The sequence below is a fragment of the Streptomyces sp. NBC_01471 genome (assembly GCF_041438865.1).
Classification (GTDB): domain Bacteria; phylum Actinomycetota; class Actinomycetes; order Streptomycetales; family Streptomycetaceae; genus Streptomyces.
On sequence record NZ_CP109450.1, the window covers coordinates 2,051,969 to 2,075,991 of the forward strand.

Consider the following 24,023-nt stretch of genomic DNA (forward strand, 5'->3'; position numbering starts at 1 on the left):
CGGTTTCCGCCGCCTCACCCCGGGCACCCTTCTCACTGGTGCCGCGGCACCAGCACCCGGCCCAGAGCCGTAGTCCATCTGGTCCATCCTCACCCGCACCGTCCCGCACAGCCGGATTCCCGCCCCCATTGCGTTCAGCATGGGAGGCGACCCCACGCAATCCGGGACACTCTGCGCATCGTGTGGTGTGCCCGGGAAAGGACGCGATGCCATGTCCAAGGCTGCATCCACCCGGAACAGCGCGCGCCCCGCCGGGTCGTCCGGCCCCCTCCGCCTCATCGAATCCCTCGCCCCCCTGCTGCACGAGTGGCTGCCCAGACAGCGCTGGTTCGCGGGCAAGGGACGGCCCGTCACCGACTTCACCCTGGTCTCGGCCACCGAACTGCTGCCGGTCGGCGCGGCCCCCGGCCTGCTCCACCTGCTGGTCCGCGCCGAGCAGGACTCCCCTGCCCCCGCCCGCTCGGCGGGCGACTGCTACCAGCTGCTGGTCGGCGTACGGACCTCACTGCCGCCGCGCCTCGCCGCCGCCCTGATCGGCCGGGCCCGTACGGGACCGCTGGCCGGATCCGTGCTGTACGACGCGCTGCTCGACCCGCGGCTGACCGGGCTGCTCCTCGAACGGCTGCGCGCGCCCGGCCGGATCGGGGCGCTGCGCTTCGACCGCGACCCCGCCGCGGACATCCCCGCCGGGCTGCCCGCACGTCCGCTGGGCGCGGAGCAGTCCAACACCTCTCTCGTCTATGGCGATACGTTCATCCTGAAGGTCTTCCGCCGGGTCCACCCGGGTTCGAACCCGGATCTGGAGCTGCCGCTGGCACTGGCCCAGGCCGGCTGCGCCCGGGTGCCCGCACCGGTCGCCTGGTACGAGACGACGGAGCCGGAGCCCGCCACGCTGGGGGTGCTCCAGCCCTACCTCTCCGGGTCCGAGGACGGCTGGCAGCTGGCCCTGCTCGCGCTCACCGACGGGCACGACTTCGCGGCGGGCGCGCGGGCACTGGGCCGGGCGACCGCCGAGGTGCACGGGACACTGGCGTCCGCGCTGCCCACCGCGGTCCTGCGCAAGCGGCAGATAGAGCATCTCGCCGCGGAGATGACGGAGCGCCTGGAGGCCACGGCTCAGGCCGTGCCCGCGCTCGCGCCGTACGTGGCGGGGCTGCGCACCGCCTTCGACGCGGTCGCCGACCTGGGCCACGCCGGCCGCACCTGGGCCGCCCAGCGCATCCACGGCGATCTGCATCTGGGCCAGAGCCTGCGGGCCAGGGACGGCGAGTGGTCGGTCATCGACTTCGAGGGCGAACCGGCCCGCCCGCTCGCCGAGCGCACCCGCCCGCAGCCGGTGGTCCGCGATGTGGCGGGGATGCTGCGCTCCTTCGACTACGCGGCCCGTACCCACCGCCCCTGGTCCCCCAAGTGGGCGATCGGCTGCCGTGACGCGTACTGCGAGGGGTACGCGTCGGTGTCCGGCGCCGACCCGCGCGCCGAGCCCGAGCTGCTGCGCGCGTACGAGACCGACAAGGCGGTGTACGAGGTCCTCTACGAAGCCAGGAACCGCCCCGACTGGCTGCCCGTCCCGATGGCCGCGATCGAGCGGCTGTCGCTTCCCGAATCCCCCGTTTCCCACCGCGTGCCGAAGCTGCCGAGGAGGCCGCCCCAGTGACCGCCCGTCCCCCGTCCCGCACTCCGTCGCCCGCCGAACCCGAGCCCGCCCCGTCCGCCGAGTCTCCCGAGAGCGCAGGGCCCACCACGAGCACCGGGCCCGCGGCCGTCCTGCCGTCCCAGCCGACAGGGGGTGTACGGCCCGCGGAGACGCTCGGCGCCGGTGACCGCGAACGGCTGCTCAGCGGCGGCCACCACGACCCGCACGCGCTGCTCGGCGCCCACCCGGTCACCGGCGGCATCGCCGTCCGGGCGCTGCGGCCGTACGCCCGGGCCGTGACCGTGGTCGGGAAGGGGCTCCGCGCCGAACTGCACGACGACGGCCAGGGCTTCTTCTCCGGGCTGCTGCCGCTGCGCACCGTCCCGGAGTACACGCTCCTCGTCACGTACGACGACACCGAGATCGAGCTCCAGGATCCGTACCGCTTCCTGCCCACCCTCGGTGAACTCGATCTGCATCTGATCGGCGAAGGACGCCACGAGGAGCTGTGGAAGGCGCTCGGCGCGCAGCCGCTGACCGTCGAGGGTGTCACCGGCACCCGCTTCACCGTCTGGGCGCCCGACGCGCGCGGGGTGCGGGTCGGCGGAGACTTCAACTACTGGGACGGCACCGCGTATCCGATGCGTTCGCTCGGATCGTCCGGTGTGTGGGAGCTGTTCGTACCGGGCATCGGCGAGGGCGCGCTCTACAAGTTCGACCTGATGCGCCCGGACGGCAGCCACACCCTGCGCGCCGACCCGATGGCGCGGCGTACCGAGGTGCCGCCCGCCACCGCTTCGATCGTGACGCAGTCGCACCACCGCTGGCAGGACGAGCAGTGGATGAAGCACCGCGCCGACCGCCCGGTCCACGAGGCGCCCTTCTCGGTCTACGAGCTGCATCTGCCGTCCTGGCGGCCGGGGTTGACGTACCGCCAACTGGCGACGCAGCTGCCCGCCTACGTCCAGGACCTGGGGTTCACCCATGTGGAGCTGATGCCGGTCTCCGAGCACCCCTTCGGCGGATCGTGGGGGTACCAGGTCACCGGTTTCTACGCGCCGACGTCCCGGATGGGCACGCCCGACGACTTCCGGTACCTGGTGGACGCGCTGCACCGGGCGGGCATCGGTGTCCTGATGGACTGGGTGCCGGCGCACTTCCCGAAGGACGACTGGGCGCTGGCGCAGTTCGACGGCCGCCCGCTGTACGAGCACTCCGACCCGGCCCGCGCCGAGCACCCCGACTGGGGCACCCTGGAGTTCGACTACGGCCGCACCGAGGTTCGCAACTTCCTTGTCGCCAATGCCACTTACTGGTGCGAGGAGTTCCACATCGACGGGCTCCGGGTGGACGCCGTCGCCTCCATGCTCTATCTGGACTACTCGCGCGAGGACGGCCAGTGGTCGCCGAACGAGCACGGCGGCCGGGAGAACCCGGACGCGGTGGCCTTCCTCCAGGAGATGAACGCGACGGTCTACCGGCGCAACCCCGGCGTGGTCACGATCGCCGAGGAGTCGACCGCCTGGGACGGCGTCACCCGCGCCACCGACCAGGTCGGCGCGGGCGGCTTCGGCGGTCTGGGCTTCGGGCTGAAGTGGAACATGGGGTGGATGCACGACTCGCTGGAGTACGTGGCCAAGGAGCCGGTGCACCGCAAGTACCACCACAACGAGATGACGTTCTCGATGGTGTACGCGTTCAGCGAGAACTACGTCCTGCCCATCTCGCACGACGAGGTGGTGCACGGGAAACAGGCACTGGTCTCGAAGATGCCGGGCGACTGGTGGCAGCAGCGCGCCACCCACCGCGCGTACCTGGGCTTCATGTGGGCCCACCCGGGCAAGCAACTCCTCTTCATGGGACAGGAGTTCGCCCAGGGCGCCGAGTGGTCGGAGGCGCACGGCCCGGACTGGTGGCTGCTGGACCCGTCGTACGGGGCGGCGCACGACCACCGCGGGGTACGGGATCTGGTGCGCGACCTGAACGCGGTGTACACGGCGGCCCCCGCCCTGTGGCAGCGCGACACCGACCCGGCCGGCTTCGCCTGGGTGGTCGGTGACGCGGCGGAGGACAACGTCTTCGCGTTCCTGCGCTACGACGCGCACGGCGCCCCGCTCCTGTCGGTCTCCAACTTCTCACCGGTGGTACGGCACGAGTACCGGCTCGGCGTACCGGACTCGGTGCCGGAGTGGCACGAGGTGCTCAACACCGACACCGGCCTCTACGGCGGCGGCGACATCCGCAACACGGAGCCACTGAAGCCCGAGCCGGTGCCGTACCACGGGCGCCCGTCGAGCATCGGGCTGACGCTGCCGCCGCTGGCCACGGTGTGGCTCAGGCCCTGAGCCACACCGGCACGGACGCACCGGAAGTCCGCGGGGAGGCGCGGCGGCGCGGGCCTCACCCGCCGCCGCGCCTCCCGCGGGCCGCGGCGTGTCACCGGCCGGGACCCGCCGCGCCGCCCAGGCACTCCGGCAGTGCACCGGCGGTGTGCACGATGCCGGCCCGCTGCGTGGCCCGGGTCAGCGCCACGTACAGGTCGCTCGTGCCGCGCGGCGAGCCGGACAGGATCAGCCCCGGCTCGACCACGATCACCGTGTCGAATTCGAGCCCCTTCGCCTGCCGGGGGTCGAGCAGGACGACGGGCCGGTGCAGGTCGGGCGCGCCCCCTTCGACGTCCGGGAGGACGGCGGCCAGTTCGCGGTGCAGCACGGCCGGGGCGATCACCGCGAGCCTGCGCTCGTCGGCGCGCTCCTCCGCCACGGCGCCGGCCACGGCGCGGGGCAGGTCGTCGGTGGCCCGCACCCAGGGCGGCACGCCCGTGGAGCGGATGGAGCGCGGCGGCCGGAACGACGGGTCCGCGGCGCTCGGGACGGCGGCGGCGACCTCCATGATCTCGGCGGGGGTGCGGTAGTTGATGCCGAGCCGCACCTGTTCGTAGCGGTCCTCGACGTACGGGGCGAGCATCGTCGCCCAGTCGCCCACGCCGCCCGGCTCCGCGGTCTGGGCCGGGTCGCCGACCAGCGTCATCGAGCGGGTCGGGGAGCGCCGCATCAGCAGCCGCCACACCATCGGCGACAGCTCCTGCGCCTCGTCCACGATGATGTGGCCGAAGGCCCAGGTGCGGTCGGCCGCCGCACGTTCGGCGGCGCTGCGGTGGTCGGCCTCCTCGTGCCGTTCCGCCATCCGCTCGGCGTCGATGATGTCGTGCGCCGCGAGCAGTTCGGACTCCTCGTCCTCGAACTCGAAGGACTCGGAGCCCAGCGACAGATCGAGGACGCCCTGGGCGAACGCGACCTGCTCCTGGCGGGCGGCCTCCGCCGCCGCGCGTACCGCGGAGTCGTCCTCACCGATCAGCTCGGCGGCCTCGTCGAGCAGCGGGACGTCGGCCGCAGTCCAGTCGCCGCCCCGGCGCCGGATGGCGTCCGCGTCGGTGTCCGGCAGGTGCGCCGGGTCGGTGAGGTAGTCGGCGACCACCTGCTGCGGCGTGAGGGTGGGCCACAACTCCTCGATGGCCGCGTGCACTTCGGGGCTGGCCGCGACGGCCTTGCCGATCTGGGCGAGGTCGTCGGGGCCCAGGAAGTTGGGTCCGCCGTAGGGGTCGGCGCCGAGCCGGTCGGCCAGCTGCGCGGTCAGGTCGTCGATGATCCGGAACGCGAAGTGCGGGCGCGCCAGGTTGTGCGGCAGCAGCGTCGAGCGGGCCCGCTCGCGGGCGGCGTCGGCGATGGTCCAGTCGAGCAGCAGGTCGCCGTCGTCGTGCGGGATCACCAGGGGCTCGCCGGGCTCCGGCGTGCGCTGGAGATCGCGTACGAAGGCGGCCAGCGCCTCCGCCATCCGCGTACCTCCCTTGACGGCCGCGGCGGCGGGGGTGTCCGTGCCGGTGGCGGTCACGCCGGGGAAGAGCTCCCCCGGCGTGGCGAGCAGCACGCCCGTCTCGCCGAGCGAGGGCAGCACCTCGCCGATGTAGCCGAGGAAGGCCGGGTTGGGGCCGACGACGAGTACGGCCCGGCGGGCGAGCTGGTCGCGGTGCGCGTAGAGGAGGTACGCGGCTCGGTGCAGGGCGACCGCGGTCTTGCCGGTACCGGGGCCTCCCTCGACGACGAGGATCCCGTGGTGCGGGGCCCGGATGATCTCGTCCTGCTCGGCCTGGATGGTCTGCACGATGTCGTGCATACGGCCGGTGCGCGCGGAGTCCAGGGCAGCGAGCAGGACGGCGTCCGCGTCGGACCCCTCGTGCCCGGTCCGCTCGGTGTCGGTGAGGTCGAGGATCTCGTCGTGCAGCGCGGTGACGGTGCGGCCCTCGGTGGTGAGGTGCCGGCGGCGGCGCAGCCCCATCGGGGAATGCCCGGTGGCGAGGTAGAAAGGCCGGGCGATCCGCGCCCGCCAGTCGATCACCAGCGGGGTGCGTTCGTTGTTCTCGTCGGCCTCTTCGCGGATTCCGATACGGCCGATGTGGTACCGGGATCCGTCGGTGAAATCAATACGCCCGAAGCAGAGTCCGGATTCCACCGCATTCAGCGCGCCGAGCAGCCCGGACCGCTCGGCGACCAGTACATCGCGCTCGACCCGCGCCTGAAGCCCCTTCCCCACCTGGGCGAACGAACGCTGGACGGCGGCTTCGGCGCGCTCCCGGAGCGCGTCCAGCCGCTCGTAGAGCCGTGAGACGAATTGCTGCTCGTTCTGCAATTCCTCGGTTGACAATGCAGCTCCTGACGCGATACGGTGCCGTTATAAGACTTCTTCTTGCCTTGTCCTGCACAAAGACAAGAAGCTCTCACTGTACGCGCCGCAATACCCTGGACGCCAATTCGTCCGGGGTATTTTTTGTGCGGTCTTTCCCGTACCCGGCACCGGTCCTGTCCTGTCCGTACCCGGCACCGGTCCCGCGTCAGAGCACGTCGGCCAGCTCCTTGAGCAGCCGCCGCTTCGGGCGGGCGCCGACCATCGACTTCACCGGCTCCCCGTCGCGGAAGACCATCAGGGTCGGCATCGACAGCACCCCGTACCGGACCATCACATCCGGATTGCTGTCGGCGTCGAGCTGTACGACCTTGAGACGTCCGGCCTCCTCGGCCGCGACGGCGCTCAGCACCGGCGCGAGCTGGCGGCACGGCCCGCACCAGTCGGCGGTGAACTCGACCAGGACAGGCAGTCCGGCCGCGAGCACCTCGGTGTCGAAATCCGCGTCGGTCACGACATCGACGCCCTCTGCGTGGATCATCTGCGGTGTTCCTTCCACTCGTCCCCGTAGCCCCCGTAGCCCTCGCCGTCCCCGTAGCCCCCGTCGGACAGTTCACAGCGCGGCTCCGGTCCGCCGGGCAACTCCGCCTCGGCGCGGGCCAGTTCGGTCCCCACCTGTCGCCGGACGTCCTGAAGCTGCCCGATCAGTGCGTCCAGCTCGGAGAGCTTGCGCCGGTACACGGCGAGCGAGGCGGGGCAGACGTCACCGGCCGGGTGTCCGGCGCGCAGGCACTCGATGAACGGCCTGGTCTCCTCCAGGTCGAAGCCGAAGTCCTGGAGCGTCCTGATCTGCTGGAGCAGCCGCAGATCGTCCTCGTCGTAGGTCCGGTAGCCGTTCACCGCCCGCCGTGCGGGCAGCAACTCCCGGGACTCGTAGTAGCGCAGAGCACGGGTGGTGGTCCCGGCCCGCTCCGCCAGCTCGCCGATTCGCATGCCCCGACGGTAATCCTTGACGTCGGCGTCAAGGCAAGGACGTCCCCCGCGGGCCGGCCGCGGGGGACGTCCGTGAGACGCGTCAGACCGAGGTGGTCACCGGCTCCTCCGCGGGCGCCGCCCCTGACTCCGTACGCCGGCCGCGGCCCGGGATCAGGACGGCCACCAGCACCGTCCCCACCCCGAGGATGACCGCGCCGACCAGGCTGGTGTGGGCGACCGCCTGCGAGAAGGCGCCGTCCACCGCGTCCACCAGGGCGTGCGCCTGCTCGGGGCCCGCCTTGGCGCCGACTTTCTGCGCCACGGCGAGGCCCGCACCCACCGAGTCCTGGGCGGTGCTCAGCGCACCGGCGGGCAGCTTCCCGCCGACCGCGTCCGCGAGGTGCGAGGAGTACGCGCCGGAGAGCACCGACCCGAGAATCGCGATGCCCAGCGAGCCGCCCAGCTCGATCGAGGTGTCGTTGACCGCGCCACCGACCCCGAGTTCGGACTCCGGGAACGCGCCCATGATCGCGTCGGTGCACGGCGAGAGGGCGAGGCCGATGGCCAGGCCGAGCAGGACCAGGGGCAGGACGAACTCCCCGTATCCCGAGCCCGCGTCGATCCGAGTGAGCAGCGCCAGCGAGGCCGTGCCGCCGACCATGCCGGCGGTGACCGTGACGCGCATCCCGAGCCGGGGCGTCAGGATCCCGGTCAGCGCCGAGCCGACGAAGACCGCACCGGCCAGCGGCAGCATCCGCACCCCGGTCTCGAAGGCGTCGAATCCGAGGACGAACTGGAGGTGCTGGGTGAGGTAGTAGAAGGCCCCGAACACGGCCAGGAAGAAGAGCGCGACGGCGAGGTTCGACCCGGCGAACCCGCGGTCGAGGTAGCGGCGCACGTCGAGCACGGGGCGCGGGTGCCGCAGCTCCCACAGCACGAAGACGACGAACCCGACGCCCGCCACGACGGCGGCGGTGACGGCCTTGGCGCCCCAGCCGAAGTGCGGCCCCTCAATGATCATGTAGACGAGTGCACCGACGGAGACCACCGAGAGCAGTCCGCCCACGTAGTCGATCCGGTCGTGGTGTCCGGCCTTGGACGGCGGTACGAGGACGAAGGCGCCGATGATGGCCAGCACCGCGATCGGCACGTTGATCAGGAAGGTCGAGGCCCAGCCGTGGTGCTGGAGCAGCGCCCCGGCGACCAGCGGGCCGGCCGCGATGGCGAGCCCGGCGGTGGCCGTCCACAGGACGATCGCCTTGGCCCGCTCGGCGCGCGGGAAACTCGCGGCGAGCAGCGACAGCGTGGCGGGCATGATCATCGCCGCGCCGATACCCATGACGGCGCGGGCCGCGATGACGCCCGTCGCACTGCCGACAAGCGACCCGGCGACCGCTCCCCCGCCGAAGACGACGAGCCCCAGCACGAGCGCGCCGCGCCTGCTGTACTTGTCGCCGATCGCGCCGAGCAGCAGCATCAGCGCCGCGTACGGGACGGTGTAGCCGTCGATGACCCACTGGAGGTCGGCGCTGCTGAGCCCCAGGTCCTGCGTCATGTCGGGGGCCGCGACCGTCAGGGCCGTGTTCGCCATCACGATGATCAGCAGGCTCAGACAGAGGACCAGCAGCGCCCACCAGCGGCGCCGGTAGGGCCCTTCCATCTCCGCCACCGGTTGCTTCACCACGAGATTCATGACGTTCCACCACTCCCACTACGTGCATGCGCACCTGCACATGCCCTACTTGCACACGCTTGTGCAATTACACACTGCTGTGCAATTTAGCGCGCTTCCCGGCGCGGTGCAAAATGGGGCCCGTGACTTCCGGACGAGCAGACGCCAACCGCCGCCGCATCCTGGATGTGGCGCTCACCGAGCTGCTGCACGACCCGGACGCCTCGATGGACCAGATCGCCCGCGCGGCCGGGGTCGTACGGCGTACGGTCTACGGCCACTTCCCCAGCCGCGAGGCACTGATCGGCGCCCTCGTCGACAACGCGACGGCCGCCGTGGTCGAGGCCCACGCCACCGGCCGCGCGGGCATCAGCGACCCGGCCGAGGCGCTGGCCCGTGCGACTCTCGCGGTCTGGGAGATCGCCGACCGCTACCGACTGCTGGTCGCACTGGCCCAGCGCAGCGTCACGATGGCGGGCATCAAACAGCGCCTCACCCCGGTACGCGAGACCTGCACCGCCCTGATCCAACACGGCCTGGACGAGGGCGTGTTCACCTCACCCCTGACGGCGGAGGCCCTGGCGTACGTCCACGAACAGGCGCTGTTCGGCCTGATGGAGGCCGTCAACGAGGGAGCCCTCCCGGCGGCGGAGGGCGGAGCGGCGGCAGCCAACACCCTGCTGATGACAGCGGGCGTACCGGCGTCGCGGGCGGCCGCGGTGGTGGGCGCGGCGCTGGGGCACGGGGGCGGGGAGTGACACCCCATTTACTGACCGGCCCCGGGGCCGGTGAGGAGTTCAGCGGCCCGTGGTGAGGACCATCCGGAAGCGTGCTGAGCCCGACAGCATCCTGGCGAACGCCTCGTCCGCCTCCTCCAGCGGTGCTTCCTCGGTCCACGAGCGGACCCCGGCCTGCTCGGCGAAGCGCAGGGTGTCCTCGGTGTCCACCGCGGTGCCGGACGCGTGGCCGTAGACCTTCTTCGTGCCCGTGATGAACTGAAGGCCGCTGAACGTCATTTCGTCGGGGGTGGCACCGACCACGATGAGTTCACCGCGCCGGCCCAGGCCGTCGAAGGTCGCCGTCATCGCCGGGCCGTTGGTGACCGTGGCGAGCACGACCTTCGCGCCGCCGAGCGTCTGGAGTTCGTCGGCAACGTTCTGGGACGTGCTGTCGATGTAGTGCCTGGCTCCGAGGCCGTACGCGAGCTTCGCCTTCTCCGCGCCGCGGGCGATCGCCACCGTACGGAACCCCATCTTCGCCGCGAACTGCACGCCGAGGTGTCCCAGACCGCCGAGCCCGAGGACCGCGACCAGATCACCCGGGCCGGCCGCGCTGCGCCGCAGTGCGTTGAAGACCGTGACGCCCGCGCAGGCCAGCGGGGCCGCCTCGACGGAGGTCAGATCGTCGGGGACGTGGGCCAGCGCGACCGCGGGGACGACAACGGTGTCGGCGTATCCGCCGGGGTAGGCGGCACCGGGGATCTCCAGCCGGGGACAGTTGACTCCGTCGCCCTCCCGGCACGCCTCGCAGTAGCCGCAGCTGCCGCCGTACCAGCCGACGGCGACCCGGTCCCCGGTCTCCCAGCCGTCGACGCCCGCGCCGAGCGCGTCGATCCGGCCCGCGATCTCATGGCCGGTGGTCACCGGGAACGTCACTCCGGGCAGCATTCCGCCGGTGATCATCGCGTCGGAGTGGCAGATCCCGCACGCCTCCACCGCGATCCTGACGTGGCCCGGTCCCGGCTCCGGAAGTTCGGTGCGTACGAGGGTGAAGGCGCCGCCGGGCTCGGCGACCTGCATGGCGCGGGGAGACGTGGGCGTGGATGTCATGGGGCTTCCTTGCCTTCCGCGGATGGAGAGTACGAGGAGGAGTACGAGTACGAGGTGCGCGGGCGGACGTCGGTGTGTGCTGTCCGCCTCTTCCAGTGTGGGCATGACGCGTCACATCGGCCACGCGCGCCGGGTGGCACGGCTCCGGGCCGCGCGTCGTGCCAGGTCAGCCGGGGTGCGGGGGCAGGAGCCAGGCCGGTGCGGAATGGGCTTCGGGCCCGTTGTCAGTGGTCGGTGGCAGCATGTGGATCGACCAGCTCGACCGCTCGCATCTCCGTAATCCGCATCCGGCCGCGCCGGCCGCACCCTCCGCGACTCCGTATCGGCCCGCCCGCACCTCCGTACCAGCTCACCCGCAACTCCAGATCCCGACCGCGCCCCACCGCACCTCCAGGGAATCCGTATGAAGCACGCCGAACACCGCTGCGCCTGGGCGGACAGCTCCGACCTGATGGCCGCCTACCACGACGAGGAATGGGGCCGCGCCTCGCACGACGACCGCTACCTCTTCGAATTCCTCGTCCTGGAGGGCGCCCAGGCCGGGCTCTCCTGGTCGACCGTGCTCAACAAGCGGGCCAACTACCGGCGGCTGCTCGACGGGTTCGACCCGGTGAGGATCGCCGAGTACGACGAGGACAAGCTGGCTGAGCTGCTGGGCGATCCGGGCATCGTACGGAACCGGCTCAAGGTCGCCTCGCTGGTGAAGAACGCCCGGGCCTTCCTCGCCGTACAGGAGGAGTTCGGTTCGTTCGACGCGTACCTCTGGCAGTGGACCGACGGAAAGCCGGTCGTCAACCGGCCGGGTCCCGGCGACCCCCTTCCGACCAGCACCGAGCTGTCCGACCGGATCAGCAAGGACCTCAAGCGGCGCGGTATGAACTTCGTCGGCACCACGATCGTCTACGCCTATCTCGAGGCCGTCGGCGTCGTCGACGACCACTGGACGGGCTGCCCGGTGGCTGCGGCGCCGCAGCCGGGGTGAGCGGCTCCGACCCGGCGGGGGTCGTTCGCTTCCCCTGACTGGTGACTGGCGCTCGCTCTTCGTGGTCCCCGCGCATACGGGGTTGGTCCCAGGACGCCGGTGGGTTTCGGGCTCTCGGGGTTGTGGTCCCCGCGTATGCGGGGTTGATCCACGTGGGTACAGGTGGTCCCAGCAGGCCGTCCGGCGCGGGAGCCACTCTCTGTGGGTCCCCGCGCCGACAGCTGTCAGGACCGGGCTGCGGCCTCCTTGCCGTCGTCCCGGGGCTCGCCTTCCTGCGGTCCGCCTTCCCGGGGCACGGGCACATCCTGTGCCCCCGGGGACGCGTCGCCCTCCGCACCACGCCCGGCACCGCCCTCAGCACCAACAGCACCAACACTGTCCGGCTGGTCGTCCATCAACGTACCCTCGTCGAACGGCAGCCGGCCGGACAGCACCTCCACCGCCCGCGCCTTGTCGATCTCCTTCGTCCAGGTGCCCACCAGGACCGTCGCGACCGCGTTCCCCGCGAAGTTCGTCATCGCCCGCGCCTCACTCATGAAACGGTCGATGCCGACGATCAGGCCGACCCCGTCGACCAGATCCGGGCGGTGCGACTGGAGTCCACCGGCGAGTGTGGCGAGCCCCGCGCCGGTCACGCCGGCCGCCCCCTTCGACGCGACGATCATGAAGAGCAGGAGCGAGATCTGCTCGCCACCACTCAGCGGCTTGTCCATCGCGTTGGCGACGAAGAGGGCCGACATCGTCAGATAGATCGCCGTGCCGTCGAGGTTGAAGGAGTACCCCGTCGGGACCGTGATCCCGGCGACCGGCCTGCTCACGCCCAGGTGTTCCATCTTCGCGATCAGCCGCGCCAGCGCCGACTCCGACGACGAGGTCGAGAGGATCAGCAGGAACTCGCGGCCCAGGTACTTCAGCAGCAGGAAGATGTTCATGCCCGCGATCAGCCGCAGCAGCGCACCGAGCACCACGAAGACGAAGAGCGCGCAGGTCAGATAGAAGCCGATCATGATGACGGCCAGGGACTTCAGCGCGTCCACACCGGTCTCGCCGACCACCGCGGCCATCGCGCCGAACGCACCCACCGGGGCCGCCCACATGATCATGGCCAGGATCCGGAACACCAGCCGCTGGATGTGCTCGATGCCGCGCAGCACCGGCCGCCCGGCCGGGCCGATCGCCTGGAGCGCGAACCCGGAGAGCAGCGCGATCAGCAGCGTCTGCAGCACCTGGCCCTCCGTGAAGGCGGAGACCATCGTCGTCGGGATGATCCCGAGCAGGAAGTCCGCGGTGGAGTCCCCCGCGCCGGTGGCCTGCGCGGCGCCCGCGTGCCGCACCGCCTCGGTCAGATGCAGCCCGGAGCCCGGCTCCAGTACGTTCCCGACGACGAGGCCGATGGCGAGCGCCACCGTCGACATCACCAGGAAGTAGCCGAGCGCGAGCCCGCCGACCGCGCCGACCTTGGCCGCCTTGCGGACCGAGCCGACCCCCAGCACGATCGTGCAGAAGATGATCGGCGAGATCATCATCTTGATGAGATTCACGAACCCGGTGCCCAGCGGCTTGAGTTCGACGGCGACCCCGGGTGCGGCGAAGCCGACCACGATGCCGAGCACCACCGCGGCGATCACCGCGAGATACAGATAGTGCGTACGGTCCCGCTTCTTTGCGGACACGCTTGCCTCCTCGTACACGTCCGGTCCAGTCCGGTCCACGACCGGTCCACGCACGGCTCCACGTCCGATCCACATCCCTGACCATCCCGGTGGATCCCCGCGACTCTCCATCAGCCTGTGACCGCGGTCACCCTTGCGTGCATTTCGTTCACGCATTTCGCAGCGTGCAGACTGTCGGCCATGCACATACGCGTTCCCCGGCCCCGCAGCCTGGCCGGCCAGCTCTTCGCGATGCAGGTCGTGCTCGTCGCGGTGATCGTGGCGGGGTGCGTGGTGTTCAGCTACGTGTCGGACCAGCGCCAGGCCCAGGCGGCCGCCCGGCGCCAGGCCACCGCGGCCGCGACCGCCGTGGCGCTCTCCCCCTCGGTACGCCGGGCGACCGTCTCCGACGACCCGTCGGCGGTGCTCCAGCCGTACGCCGAGCAGGTGCGCCGCTCGACCGGGGTGACCTTCGTGACGATCATGGACATCCACGGGATCCGCTGGACGCACCCCGACCCGGCGCGGATCGGCGAGCACTATCTCGGGCACACCGCGGAGGCGCTGCGCGGCAGGACGTACGCCGAGACGTACACCGGCACACTCGGCCCGTCCGCCCGTGTCGTCACCCCCGTCCGGGCCGACGGCGGCGCGCACGGCAAGGTCACCGGCCTGGTCAGCGCCGGCATCACCGTGGAACGGATCGACGCACAGCTCCAGGCCCAGGTGAGTGTGCTGCTCTGGTTCGCGGGGGTCGCTCTCGCGCTGGGCGGCATCGGTACGTACGTCATCAACGCGCGGCTGCGCCGGCACACCCACGGTATGAACCCGGCCGAGCTGAGCCGGATGCACGACTACCACCAGGCCACCCTGCACGCCGTACGGGAAGGGCTGCTGATGCTGGACAGCCGCCGGCGTATCGCGCTCATCAACGACGGCGGCCGGGAACTGCTGGGGCTGGGCGAGGACGTGGTGGGGCGCAGCGCCGCCGAACTGGGGCTGCCCGCCCCGCTCACCGGGCTGCTGCTCGCCGACGGGCCCCGGGTGGACGAGGTGCATCTGACCGCCGACCGGATCGTGGTCGTCAACAGCCGTCCGGTCTCGTCGGGTGAGCACCGCGGCACAGTCGTCACCCTGCGCGACCGCACCGAACTCCAGGCCCTCGCCGGGGAACTGGACTCGGAACGCGGCTTCACCCAGGCCCTGCGCGCGCAGGCCCATGAGGCCGCCAACCGGCTGCACACGGTCGTCTCACTGATCGAGCTGGGGCGGGCCGCGGAAGCGGTGGAGTTCGCCACCGGAGAGCTGGAGCTGGCGCAGACCCTCACCGACCGGGTGGTCGGCGCCGTGGACGAGCCGGTGCTGGCCGCGCTGCTGCTCGGCAAGGCGGCGCAGGCCAACGAACGCGGGGTCGAACTCGTACTGGCCGAGGACAGTGTCCTGGACGACGGACTGCTGCCCGCCCGCGACCTGGTGACGGTCCTCGGCAACCTCATCGACAACGCGGTCGACGCCGCCCAGGGCAGCGACGGCGCCCGGGTCACGGTGACGGTGCGCGCCGCGGACGGCGAACTGCTGATCCGGGTCCGCGACACCGGCCCCGGCGTCGCGGACGGCGACGACGTCTTCCGCCTCGGCTGGTCGACGAAGAGCACCGGCCGCGGCCTCGGCCTGGCCCTGGTCAGGCAGACCGTCCAGCGCGGCGGGGGTACGGTCACGGCGGCGGGCCCGGAGTTCGTGGTCCGGCTACCGGTCCGACAGGAGGTGGCCCAGGCGTGATCAGGGTGCTCGTGGTCGAGGACGACCCGGTGGCTGCGGACGCGCACGAGCTGTACGTGGGCCGGGTGCCCGGATTCACCGTGACCGGAAAGGCGCACTCCAGGGCGGAGGCGGTACGAATCCTGGACCGCACCCCCGTCGACCTGCTGCTGCTCGACCTGCATCTGCCCGACGGCCACGGCCTGCAGCTGGTCCGCTCACTGCGCGCCGCGGGCCACACCGCGGACGTCATCGCGGTCACCTCGGCACGCGATCTGGCCGTCGTGAGGGAGGGGGTCTCGCTCGGTGTGGTGCAGTACGTACTGAAACCGTTCACCTTCGCCACCCTGCGTGACCGCCTGGTGCGGTACGCCGACTTCCGGGGGGCCGCGGCGGGAGAAGCGAGCGGCCAGGAGGAGGTGGACCGGGCGCTGGCCACCCTGCGTACGCCCGAACCGGCGTCGCTCCCGAAGGGGTTGAGCGCGCCGACCCTGGAGGCGGTGACCCGCACATTGAGGGCGGCACCTGGCGGCATCACGGCCACCGCGACGGGTGAGGCGGTCGGCATCTCACGGATCACCGCGCGCCGCTATCTGGAACACCTGGTGACAACCGGCCGAGCGGTACGCCGCCCGCAGTACGGCCAGATCGGCCGCCCGGAGCTGCAGTACCGGTGGCTCAGCCATGCGTAGCGGCCTGTACTGGGCTTGCGGGGGGGAACGGGAGGCGACGGTGCGGCAGCCCATCGACTTTGCCGTGCGGTGTGGTCGGATTCGATTCGCGAGATGCCATGCTTTCGCTTCGCGGCCGCTGTCCGAGATGGCCAGCCGGAAGACGACTGAGTACGCTCCTCCTCGCACCGCATCGGAGAGTTGAACTGAGCACTTCCACACCGAGATTGCGCAACCGCTCACCTGGCGCGAAGATCTGCTGCAGGGCGGTATTCACGCGGCGCGAGCCCGGCGCGACCGAGTACGCGCGTTGAGCCCGTTGAGCCCGTTGAGCGTGATGGGATCAGAACGTCCGCGCGGCGCGGGCTCGGCGGCTGGCATCTGCGCTGTCTCATGAACGGGCGGGAAGGGGCGGAGATACGGGTGGCAGGCTGGGTGGAGCTTACTGTCCCCAGAAGCGAAGGAAGGCCGCTATGTCGGAATCTGCGGAAGTAAGTAAAAACAGGCACCTGCCGGGATGAACCCGCAGGTCGGGACCTGTGGTCCCCGCGCATGCGGGGTTGGTCCCAGCTCGCGCAGCATCCCGGCGAGGAACTCGGCGTGGTCCCCGCGCATGCGGGGTTGGTCCCTCATGCCGGACACCTTACTAACGCTGATGATCGTGGTCCCCGCGCATGCGGGGTTGGTCCCAAGGGGGGCAGCAGGCGCCCGAGAGGACACGCGTGGTCCCCGCGCATGCGGGGTTGGTCCCGCGGCCACCAGAACAGCGATGGCCTCAAGCTCGTGGTCCCCGCGCATGCGGGGTTGGTCCCGGCCCGCTCCTGCGCTGCGACCTGCAGGTCGGGTGGTCCCCGCGCATGCGGGGTTGGTCCCCTGTGGCCGGACCTGTCCGACGACTCGACCCTGTGGTCCCCGCGCATGCGGGGTTGGTCCCATGTCGTCGACCGCGTCGGCCACCGGCAAGAAGTGGTCCCCGCGCATGCGGGGTTGGTCCCTCCGCCTCACCACGTACACCACGCCCGCGCTCGTGGTCCCCGCGCATGCGGGGTTGGTCCCCAAGCTCCGGCCTGGCGAGCGCAGAGGACTCGGTGGTCCCCGCGCATGCGGGGTTGGTCCCCACGGCTCGCTCTGGGAGCACAGGAGATCGGGGTGGTCCCCGCGCATGCGGGGTTGGTCCCCCGAAGTCCACCCAGCAGCGGGAGACGGTGTCGTGGTCCCCGCGCATGCGGGGTTGGTCCCGTCCTCCAGGAGGAGTTCCCACAGCCGACGGTGTGGTCCCCGCGCATGCGGGGTTGGTCCCCTGAGGGCGGCAAGGTCGGCGAGGACGGTGTCGTGGTCCCCGCGCATGCGGGGTTGGTCCCCTCCGGCACCGGCTCCGGCTCAGGCGCCGGAAGTGGTCCCCGCGCATGCGGGGTTGGTCCCCCGACAGGCGGGGGGACCAGATCCCGGTACGTGTGGTCCCCGCGCATGCGGGGTTGGTCCCTTCCGAGCGAGTGTGAGGGCGTGGCCGGTGGTCGTGGTCCCCGCGCATGCGGGGTTGGTCCCCCGGCGCTGTTCGCCGCGGCCCGCGACCACAAGTGGTCCCCGCGCATGCGGGGTTGGTCCCGTTGCCCGTGCCAACACCACGGCCGCGAACGCGTGGTCCCCGCGCATGCGGGGTTGGTCCCAGCCGAGCGGGAACGCAAGAAGGCCGAGCAGGGTGGTCCCCGCGCATGCGGGGTTGGTCCCGCGGTGCAGGTCAGCCCATGTGGAACTCGTCTGTGGTCCCCGCGCATGCGGGGTTGGTCCCCGGTCGGGTCGTGCTGTCGTGACGGCCGAGGGATGGTCCCCGCGCATGCGGGGTTGGTCCCCGGTCGGGTCGTGCTGTCGTGACGGCCGAGGGGTGGTCCCCGCGCATGCGGGGTTGGTCCCGGCAGCAGGTTGCCGAGCGAGCGGATCGGCAGGTGGTCCCCGCGCATGCGGGGTTGGTCCCGCCGACACCCTTCCGTACGCTGCTCCCTGACCGTGGTCCCCGCGCATGCGGGGTTGGTCCCACGGCCTTGAGAACGTGGCTGGACCCGGCGGTGTGGTCCCCGCGCATGCGGGGTTGGTCCCCGCGAAGGTCTGGCAGGGATTCGACATGAGGTGTGGTCCCCGCGCATGCGGGGTTGGTCCCTGCTGGACGTCGCTCTACCCGGACGGCCACTTGTGGTCCCCGCGCATGCGGGGTTGGTCCCTGTCCGCGCTGCGACGGACAACGGATGGGCGCGTGGTCCCCGCGCATGCGGGGTTGGTCCCGCTTGGCATCCAGCACCATGGCTGCCACTGCGGTGGTCCCCGCGCGTGCGGGGTTGGCCCTCCGGGGGAGAATGAGGAGACCGCCGACACCACTTGGTCCCCGCGTCAGCGGGGCTAGCCACTCTGCCCGAGCGTCGCAGAGAAGAGGGAAGTTGGTGCGACGGCGGACCGTCAAAGGTCTCAGCGCGGACTCCTACGGCCCTCGTCTTATCAGCAAGGCCGCGCGCACGGTCCACGCGAGGCCTCCGCCCCCTGCGTGCCGCCGCAGTGATCCTGATCGCGCAGACGAGTCCGGTCAGTTACGGCCACATTCATCCAATTCACGCACCTTTTCGAAATCTGGCACCCCGGCATAGCCAAGTCATGTCAAATACGTCCATGAATCAAGATCGCCCCCCGCCCAGGGCGCCCTTCGATCTCTTGTCCGCAGCTGCCCGGCTGGCCTGGGGCAAGCATGACCGTAAGACCGACGGATGGCTTCCGTTGTGGCGGCACATGGCCGACAGCGCAGCAGTCGCGGGGAAGCTCTGGGACGAGTGGGTTCCCGGGAACGTGAAAGCGCTCGTCGCCGAGGCGCTGCCGGAGGGGGCGGTCGACGCACGTCGGCTGATGGTCTTCCTGGCTGCCGCGCACGACACCGGTAAGGCAACTCCCGCCTTCGCATGCCAGGTTGACGGACTCGCGGACCGTATGCGTGGGGCCGGGCTCGACATGCCGTACCAGAAGCAGTTCGGCACCGACCGGCGCATGGCGCCCCACGGGCTGGCCGGTCAACTGCTCCTCCAGGAATGGCTTTCAGATCGTTTCGGGCTGGCCGGCAGGGCCTCCGGGCAGTACGCCGTCGTGGCCGGTGGGCATCACGGGACTCCCCCGGACCACCAGCAGATCCACGACCTCCGCCTGCATCCGCAGCTGCTGCGCACGCCAGGCGCGAGTGAGGACAACTGGCGTGCCGCACAGTACGAACTGATGGACGCCTGTGCGCGCGTCGCAGGTGTGGAGGAACGGTTTCCTGACTGGTCATCGGTCCGCCTGCCGCAGACGGTGCAGGTGGTACTGACCGCTGTCGTGATCGTCTCCGACTGGATAGCCAGTTCGTCCGAGCTGTTTCCGTACGAACCGTCGTCGTGGTCGCCGCCGGGGGCGGTCGGTGAAGCACGGCGTCTGAAAGCCGCGTGGGCGGGGCTCGACCTCCCCGGGCCGTGGGTACCCGTACAACCGCCCTACTCGGCAGCTGAGTTGTTCAAGGCCCGTTTCGAACTGCCGGACGGCGCCGTGATCAGGCCGGTGCAGGAGGATGCCGTACGGATGGCGCGGCAGATGCCTGCCGCCGGGTTGCTGATCATCGAAGCGCCCATGGGTGAGGGCAAGACCGAGGCGGCCTTCGCGGCGGCGGAGATTCTGGCGGCCAGAGGGGGAGCCGGCGGCTGTCTGGTGGCGCTGCCGACCCGGGCCACGGGTGATGCCATGTTCCCGCGCCTGCTGAGCTGGCTGGAGCACCTGCCCGAAGACGGCCCCCGGTCCGTGGTCCTCGCCCATGCGAAGTCCGCGCTCAATGATGTCTGGGCAGGACTGCTGCGAGCGGGCAACCGTACGATCGCGGCGGTCGAGCCCGACAGCCCGGACGCGGTCGCCGCTGCCGGGGCCGTCCAGCGGTCCAGCCCCTCCGGGCTGCACGCTCATCAGTGGCTGCGCGGGCGGAAGAAGGCGCTCCTCGCGTCGTTCGCGGTCGGCACCATCGACCAGGTGCTGTTCTCCGGCCTCAAGAGCCGCCACCTGGCGTTACGGCACCTGGGCATCGCTGGCAAGGTCGTCATCATCGACGAGGTCCACGCTTACGACGCCTATATGAACGCGTACCTCGACCGGGTTCTGGAGTGGCTGGCGGCTTACCGGGTGCCGGTGGTTCTGCTGTCCGCCACCCTACCCGCGAAGCGGCGCAGGGAGCTGGCGGCGGCGTACGCCGGGGAGAGCGGTACGGGCCCTGCCGGTGACGGCAATAATGCGATGGGCACGGCAGCAGAGGCCTATCCGTTGATCACCGCGGTGGCGCCCGGTGCACCGGGCGCCATCGCGACCCCGGCACCCGCCTCGGGGCGTCGTACCGAGGTGGCGCTGGAGAGACTGGACGACGATCTGTCCTTGCTCGTCCGGCGGCTGGAGACCGAACTGCGCGACGGCGGTTGCGCGTTGGTCGTGCGCAACACCGTCGACCGGGTGCTGGAGGCGTCGGAGCACCTGCGGAAGCGCTTCGGCGCGGACGCGGTGACCGTGGCGCACTCCCGGTTCCTGGCGGCCGACCGCGCCCGCAAGGACACCGAGTTGCGAGAGCGCTTCGGACCGAACGGTGACCGCCCCGCCGGGCCGCACATCGTGGTCGCCAGCCAGGTCGTCGAGCAGTCGCTCGACATCGATTTCGATCTGCTGGTGACCGACCTGGCCCCGGTCGACCTGATCCTCCAGCGCATGGGGCGGCTGCACCGCCATCCGCGCCGCCGCCCGGCCGGTCTTGAACAGGCCCGCTGTCTGGTGACCGGTGCTGATTGGCAGTCGGACCCGCCCGAGCCGGTGCGCGGCTCGCTCGGCGTCTACCAGGGACCGCACATCCTGCTGCGGACGCTCGCCGCCCTGGGCCCGCACTTGGCGGGGGCCCCGCTGGTTCTGCCCGACCACATCAGCCCGCTGGTCCAGTCCGTCTACGGAGACCAGCAGACAGGCCCCGAGCACTGGGCGACCGCTCTGGACGACAGCCGTCGGGAGTATCTGACTCGGCTCGCCGGAAAACGGGAGCGAGCCGACGTGTTCCGGCTCGGCCCGGTGCGCAGGGCCGGGCGGCCCGTGATCGGCTGGCTCGACGCGAACGCGGGGGACGTGGACGACAGCCGTGCCGGCCGGGCACAAGTGCGGGACAGTGAGGAGAGCTTGGAGGTACTGGTCGTCCAGCGGCAGCGGGACGGCCGGCTGACGACCGTCAGCTGGCTGGACGGGGGGCGGGGAGGGCTGGACCTGCCCGAGCACACTCCGCCGACGCGGGCGGCCGCTGAAGCGGTCGCCGCCAGCGCGCTGACCCTGCCCTGGCAGTTCTCCAAGCGGTGGGCGATCGACAGGACCATCTCCGAGCTGGAGCGATTCCTTGTGCCCGCCTGGCAGGTGAAGGAATGCCCTTGGCTGGCGGGCGAGTTGCTGCTCGTTCTCGACGGGGATTGTCAGACCCGTCTGGCAGGCTTCGACCTCCGATACAGCTATACGGACGGGCTCCGTGTGTCACCCGTCGGCTCACCGGAAACAAAGGTGCTGGATCCCATGCTGCCCTCCTTCGATCTGGTCTCCCGGCCCTGGCTGCCGGCGCAGCGCCTCGACGGGACCACGGTGGAGCTGTCGCTGCTGGAGGTCTTCGCTCAGGCGCACACGCTCCGGCGGCTGGTGGGAGATCTTCCCACACAGGAGTTCGCGCTGCTCAGACTGCTGCTGGCGATCCTCCACGACGCGGTGGACGGTCCGCAGGAGCTGGAGGACTGGGAGGAGCTGTGGGCGGCGAAGGACGCGAAGGCGTTCGCCGCCGTTCCCGAGTACCTCGACCGGCACCGCGCGGGCTTCGATCTGCTCCACCCCGAGCGGCCGTTCTTCCAGGTGGCAGGGTTGCGTACGGGGAAGAACGAGATCGCGTCACTGAACCGGATCGTGGCCGACGTACCCAACGGGGAGCAGTTCTTCGCGATGCGCCGCCCCGGTGTGGAGCGGTTGAGTCTCGCCGAGAGTGCCCGGTGGCTCGTGCACACGCACGCGTACGACTCGTCCGGCATCAAGTCCGGTATGGAAGGCGACGACCGGGTCAAGGGGGGCAAGGTCTATCCCCAGGGCGTCGGCTGGGCGGGCGGCCTCGGCGGGGTCTTCGCGGAGGGGACCACGCTGCGCGACACTCTGCTGCTGAATCTGATCGCGACGGGCGAGGACATTCTGACGGCGGACCGGAAGGCGGACATGCCCGTCTGGCGTCGCGATTCGCCACCAGGGCCCGGCGTATCGCAGGAGGACCCGTCCGTCACCCGCCCCTCGGGCCCACGCGACCTCTACACCTGGCAGTCCCGGCGGCTGCTCCTGCACACCGAGGACGACGCCGTCACCGGGGTCGTCCTCGGATACGGTGATCCGCTCGCGCCGCACAACCGCTGGAAGGCGGAGCCCATGACAGGCTGGCGGCGCAGTCCGGCCCAGGAGAAGAAACTGGGCCTCCCCACGGTCTATCTGCCGCGGCAGCACGATCCGAACCGTGCGGCATGGCGGGGCCTGGCCAGTCTGCTGTACGCCCAGCGGTCGGAGACCGACACCACCGGCCGGGGCACGGACCGGAGCATCCCGTCGGGGGTGGTCAGGTGGCTCACCCTGCTGTGCAGCGAGGACGTGCTCCGGCCTGACGCACTCATCCGTACGCGCCTCGTCGGGGCGGTGTACGGAACGCAGCAGTCCGTCGTGGACGAGGTGGTCGACGACGCGATCACTCTGCCGGTCATCCTGCTCCACCAGGAACGCCCGCTGCACGGTGCGGCGGCCGTCGACGCGGCCTCGGACGCCGAAAAGGCGGTGTCCGCGCTGGGACACCTCGCGGGCCACCTCGCCCGCGCCGCGGGTTCGGAGCCGGGTCCGGCCACGGAGACGGCTCGCGACCTGGGATTCGGGGCGTTCGACGGCCCGTACCGGACGTGGTTGCGGACGCTCGGGGAGACTGATGACCCGCTCGCCGCCCGCGCCGCTTGGCAGTCCACCGCCCGCCGGATCGTGCATGGCCTCGGCCGGCAGCTCCTCGCCACCGCAGGCCCGGCCGCAGCGGAGGGGCGCGTCGTCGATATCCCGCGTGTCGGCAAGCGCTGGGTGGACGACTCCCGTGCGGACCTGTGGTTCCGGACCCGGATCAACAAGGTGCTGCCTCCACAACCGCGCTCTCCGGAACCGGAGGATTCGCGGGGAACACCCCCGGACACGGCGTCCGTCGCTGTCGACGCCGCTGCCGATACCGCCGCCAGTACCGCCGCCGCCGATGCCAATGCCGATGCCGATGCCGATGCCGCGGAAGTTCAGCCCGACGACGCGCCCACGAAGAGCACGGAGCCCACCGTATGACCACCGCCGACCGAAGCCCTCAGCCGACACAGCCCGCCTGCTCCTCGACCGCGCCCCCGCCGGACCGGCGTCGCGCGCCAGGTCCGGCCGGGCAGGCCGCCGGGCGCTGTATCTCACGGCTCCAGGGCCGGTACCACCAGGACAACCCGGCCGCCGTGGCGGACCTCGCGAGACTGCGGCGCGGCGCCGGGAAGACAGCACATCAGCTCCAGGATCACTGGGGCCTGGGCGGCCTGGAGGATCTGGCGGAGGTCATCGCGGCCACCGGGGCGGACGTACGACGCGAACATGCCGAGGAAGCGGTGTACCTCGCGGTGACCCTCTGGGCCCTTCACCAGCAGTCCCTCCGTGACAGCAATATGCACCACACCAAGGGGAGCCTGGGAGGGGCCGTTCGGACGCTGATGCGCAAAAAGCAGAGCGAGGACCCCTCCGAGGACGAACTGAACGAACCGCTCCGGACGCGTCTCGTCCGGGTCGGCACCGCCGAATCGATCGAGTCGGTGGCCGTGCGGCTCCGGGAGATCGTGCTGCTGCTCCGCGGGGAGCAGGTGCCGCTCGACTACGCGCGGCTCGCGGACCAGCTCTACCGCTGGCAGTCCCGAACGGAGCGAGCCGCCGTACGCCGGGAGTGGGGCCGGGAGTTCCACCTCGCCGCTGCCACCGGTAAGGCCGGCCGGGAAAGCGGTGGCGCCGCAGGCGACTCGATCGACCACACGTTGAGTGCCGACGCGGAGGACGGCGGCTACGGGTCCGGAGAATGACCACTCCCC

14 protein-coding genes and 1 CRISPR repeat array are annotated in these 24,023 nt (G+C 71.2%); of the genes, 8 read left to right on the forward strand and 6 right to left on the reverse strand.

All coding sequences use genetic code 11. The features are described 5' to 3' along the window. The first annotated feature begins 211 nt into the window (after window positions 1-211). Window positions 212-1,657, forward strand: coding sequence for a phosphotransferase (locus OG285_RS09005; protein WP_371790686.1), 1,446 nt, complete (start codon window positions 212-214; stop codon window positions 1,655-1,657). Next, the gene (glgB, locus tag OG285_RS09010; RefSeq protein WP_371790687.1) at window positions 1,654-3,981 is read left to right on the forward strand and encodes a 1,4-alpha-glucan branching enzyme; all 2,328 of its coding nucleotides are present in this window, start codon (window positions 1,654-1,656) and stop codon (window positions 3,979-3,981) included. Before OG285_RS09005 ends, glgB begins: the two co-directional genes overlap by 4 nt. 91 nt (window positions 3,982-4,072) lie before the next feature. On the opposite strand, the gene OG285_RS09015 is transcribed toward glgB, so the two are convergent. The 4 genes from OG285_RS09015 to OG285_RS09030 form a co-directional block, all read right to left on the reverse strand. Continuing rightward, window positions 4,073-6,322, reverse strand: a complete 2,250-nt coding sequence (locus OG285_RS09015) for a helicase (RefSeq protein ID WP_371793488.1) — start codon at window positions 6,320-6,322, stop codon at window positions 4,073-4,075. 202 nt (window positions 6,323-6,524) lie between these two features. Next, complete coding sequence (gene trxA, locus OG285_RS09020; protein WP_371790688.1) at window positions 6,525-6,857, reverse strand: thioredoxin; 333 nt, start codon at window positions 6,855-6,857, stop codon at window positions 6,525-6,527. Beyond that, entirely contained in the window at window positions 6,854-7,309 is a 456-nt protein-coding gene (locus tag OG285_RS09025) for a MerR family transcriptional regulator (protein ID WP_356827037.1), read from the reverse strand. The genes trxA and OG285_RS09025 overlap by 4 nt, the downstream gene beginning before the upstream one ends. Before the next feature lie 82 nt (window positions 7,310-7,391). After that, window positions 7,392-8,984: an MFS transporter gene (locus tag OG285_RS09030; protein WP_371790689.1), complete on the reverse strand. Its 1,593-nt coding sequence runs from the start codon at window positions 8,982-8,984 to the stop codon at window positions 7,392-7,394. 113 nt (window positions 8,985-9,097) lie between these two features. Between OG285_RS09030 and OG285_RS09035 the strand changes: the two genes are divergently transcribed. Continuing rightward, on the forward strand, window positions 9,098-9,721 hold the full coding sequence (locus OG285_RS09035) for a TetR/AcrR family transcriptional regulator (protein WP_371790690.1): 624 nt from the start codon (window positions 9,098-9,100) through the stop codon (window positions 9,719-9,721). A 39-nt stretch (window positions 9,722-9,760) separates the two neighbouring features. Here the strand turns inward: OG285_RS09035 and OG285_RS09040 are convergent, their stop codons facing one another. Further along, window positions 9,761-10,792 (reverse strand): alcohol dehydrogenase catalytic domain-containing protein, encoded by a 1,032-nt coding sequence (locus tag OG285_RS09040; RefSeq protein WP_371790691.1) that lies wholly within the window; start codon window positions 10,790-10,792, stop codon window positions 9,761-9,763. 403 nt (window positions 10,793-11,195) lie between these two features. Between OG285_RS09040 and OG285_RS09045 the strand changes: the two genes are divergently transcribed. Next, entirely contained in the window at window positions 11,196-11,774 is a 579-nt protein-coding gene (locus tag OG285_RS09045; protein WP_356827044.1) for a DNA-3-methyladenine glycosylase I, read from the forward strand. A gap of 224 nt (window positions 11,775-11,998) precedes the next feature. Here OG285_RS09045 and OG285_RS09050 read toward each other — a convergent pair whose 3' ends face one another. Beyond that, window positions 11,999-13,447 carry a cation:dicarboxylate symporter family transporter gene (locus OG285_RS09050; protein WP_371790692.1) on the reverse strand — a complete coding sequence of 483 codons (1,449 nt, stop codon included), beginning with the start codon at window positions 13,445-13,447 and terminating at the stop codon, window positions 11,999-12,001. Window positions 13,448-13,627: 180 nt separating this feature from the next. Between OG285_RS09050 and OG285_RS09055 the strand changes: the two genes are divergently transcribed. From OG285_RS09055 to casB, 4 genes are all read left to right on the forward strand, one after another. Continuing rightward, window positions 13,628-15,205 (forward strand): ATP-binding protein, encoded by a 1,578-nt coding sequence (locus tag OG285_RS09055; protein WP_371790693.1) that lies wholly within the window; start codon window positions 13,628-13,630, stop codon window positions 15,203-15,205. Beyond that, complete coding sequence (locus OG285_RS09060) at window positions 15,202-15,876, forward strand: response regulator (protein ID WP_356827046.1); 675 nt, start codon at window positions 15,202-15,204, stop codon at window positions 15,874-15,876. Before OG285_RS09055 ends, OG285_RS09060 begins: the two co-directional genes overlap by 4 nt. A 518-nt stretch (window positions 15,877-16,394) precedes the next feature. Then, window positions 16,395-18,254: direct repeats of the CRISPR family, unit length 29 nt; unit sequence GTGGTCCCCGCGCATGCGGGGTTGGTCCC. 373 nt (window positions 18,255-18,627) lie between these two features. Next, complete coding sequence (gene casA, locus OG285_RS09065) at window positions 18,628-23,250, forward strand: type I-E CRISPR-associated protein Cse1/CasA (protein ID WP_371790694.1); 4,623 nt, start codon at window positions 18,628-18,630, stop codon at window positions 23,248-23,250. Further along, the gene (gene casB, locus OG285_RS09070; RefSeq protein ID WP_371790695.1) at window positions 23,247-24,014 is read left to right on the forward strand and encodes a type I-E CRISPR-associated protein Cse2/CasB; all 768 of its coding nucleotides are present in this window, start codon (window positions 23,247-23,249) and stop codon (window positions 24,012-24,014) included. Before casA ends, casB begins: the two co-directional genes overlap by 4 nt. Window positions 24,015-24,023: the final 9 nt, after the last annotated feature.

Bases quoted from the DNA above. Each gene is read 5' to 3' on its own strand.
- trxA (WP_371790688.1), bottom strand. From the start codon at position 6,857: ATGATCCACGCAGAGGGCGTCGATGTCGTGACCGACGCGGATTTCGAC.
- OG285_RS09030 (WP_371790689.1), bottom strand. From the start codon at position 8,984: ATGAATCTCGTGGTGAAGCAACCGGTGGCGGAGATGGAAGGGCCCTAC.
- OG285_RS09045 (WP_356827044.1), top strand. From the start codon at position 11,196: ATGAAGCACGCCGAACACCGCTGCGCCTGGGCGGACAGCTCCGACCTG.
- OG285_RS09040 (WP_371790691.1), bottom strand. From the start codon at position 10,792: ATGACATCCACGCCCACGTCTCCCCGCGCCATGCAGGTCGCCGAGCCC.
- OG285_RS09025 (WP_356827037.1), bottom strand. From the start codon at position 7,309: ATGCGAATCGGCGAGCTGGCGGAGCGGGCCGGGACCACCACCCGTGCT.
- OG285_RS09035 (WP_371790690.1), top strand. From the start codon at position 9,098: ATGGGGCCCGTGACTTCCGGACGAGCAGACGCCAACCGCCGCCGCATC.
- OG285_RS09005 (WP_371790686.1), top strand. From the start codon at position 212: ATGTCCAAGGCTGCATCCACCCGGAACAGCGCGCGCCCCGCCGGGTCG.
- casA (WP_371790694.1), top strand. From the start codon at position 18,628: ATGGCCGACAGCGCAGCAGTCGCGGGGAAGCTCTGGGACGAGTGGGTT.
- OG285_RS09055 (WP_371790693.1), top strand. From the start codon at position 13,628: ATGCACATACGCGTTCCCCGGCCCCGCAGCCTGGCCGGCCAGCTCTTC.
- casB (WP_371790695.1), top strand. From the start codon at position 23,247: ATGACCACCGCCGACCGAAGCCCTCAGCCGACACAGCCCGCCTGCTCC.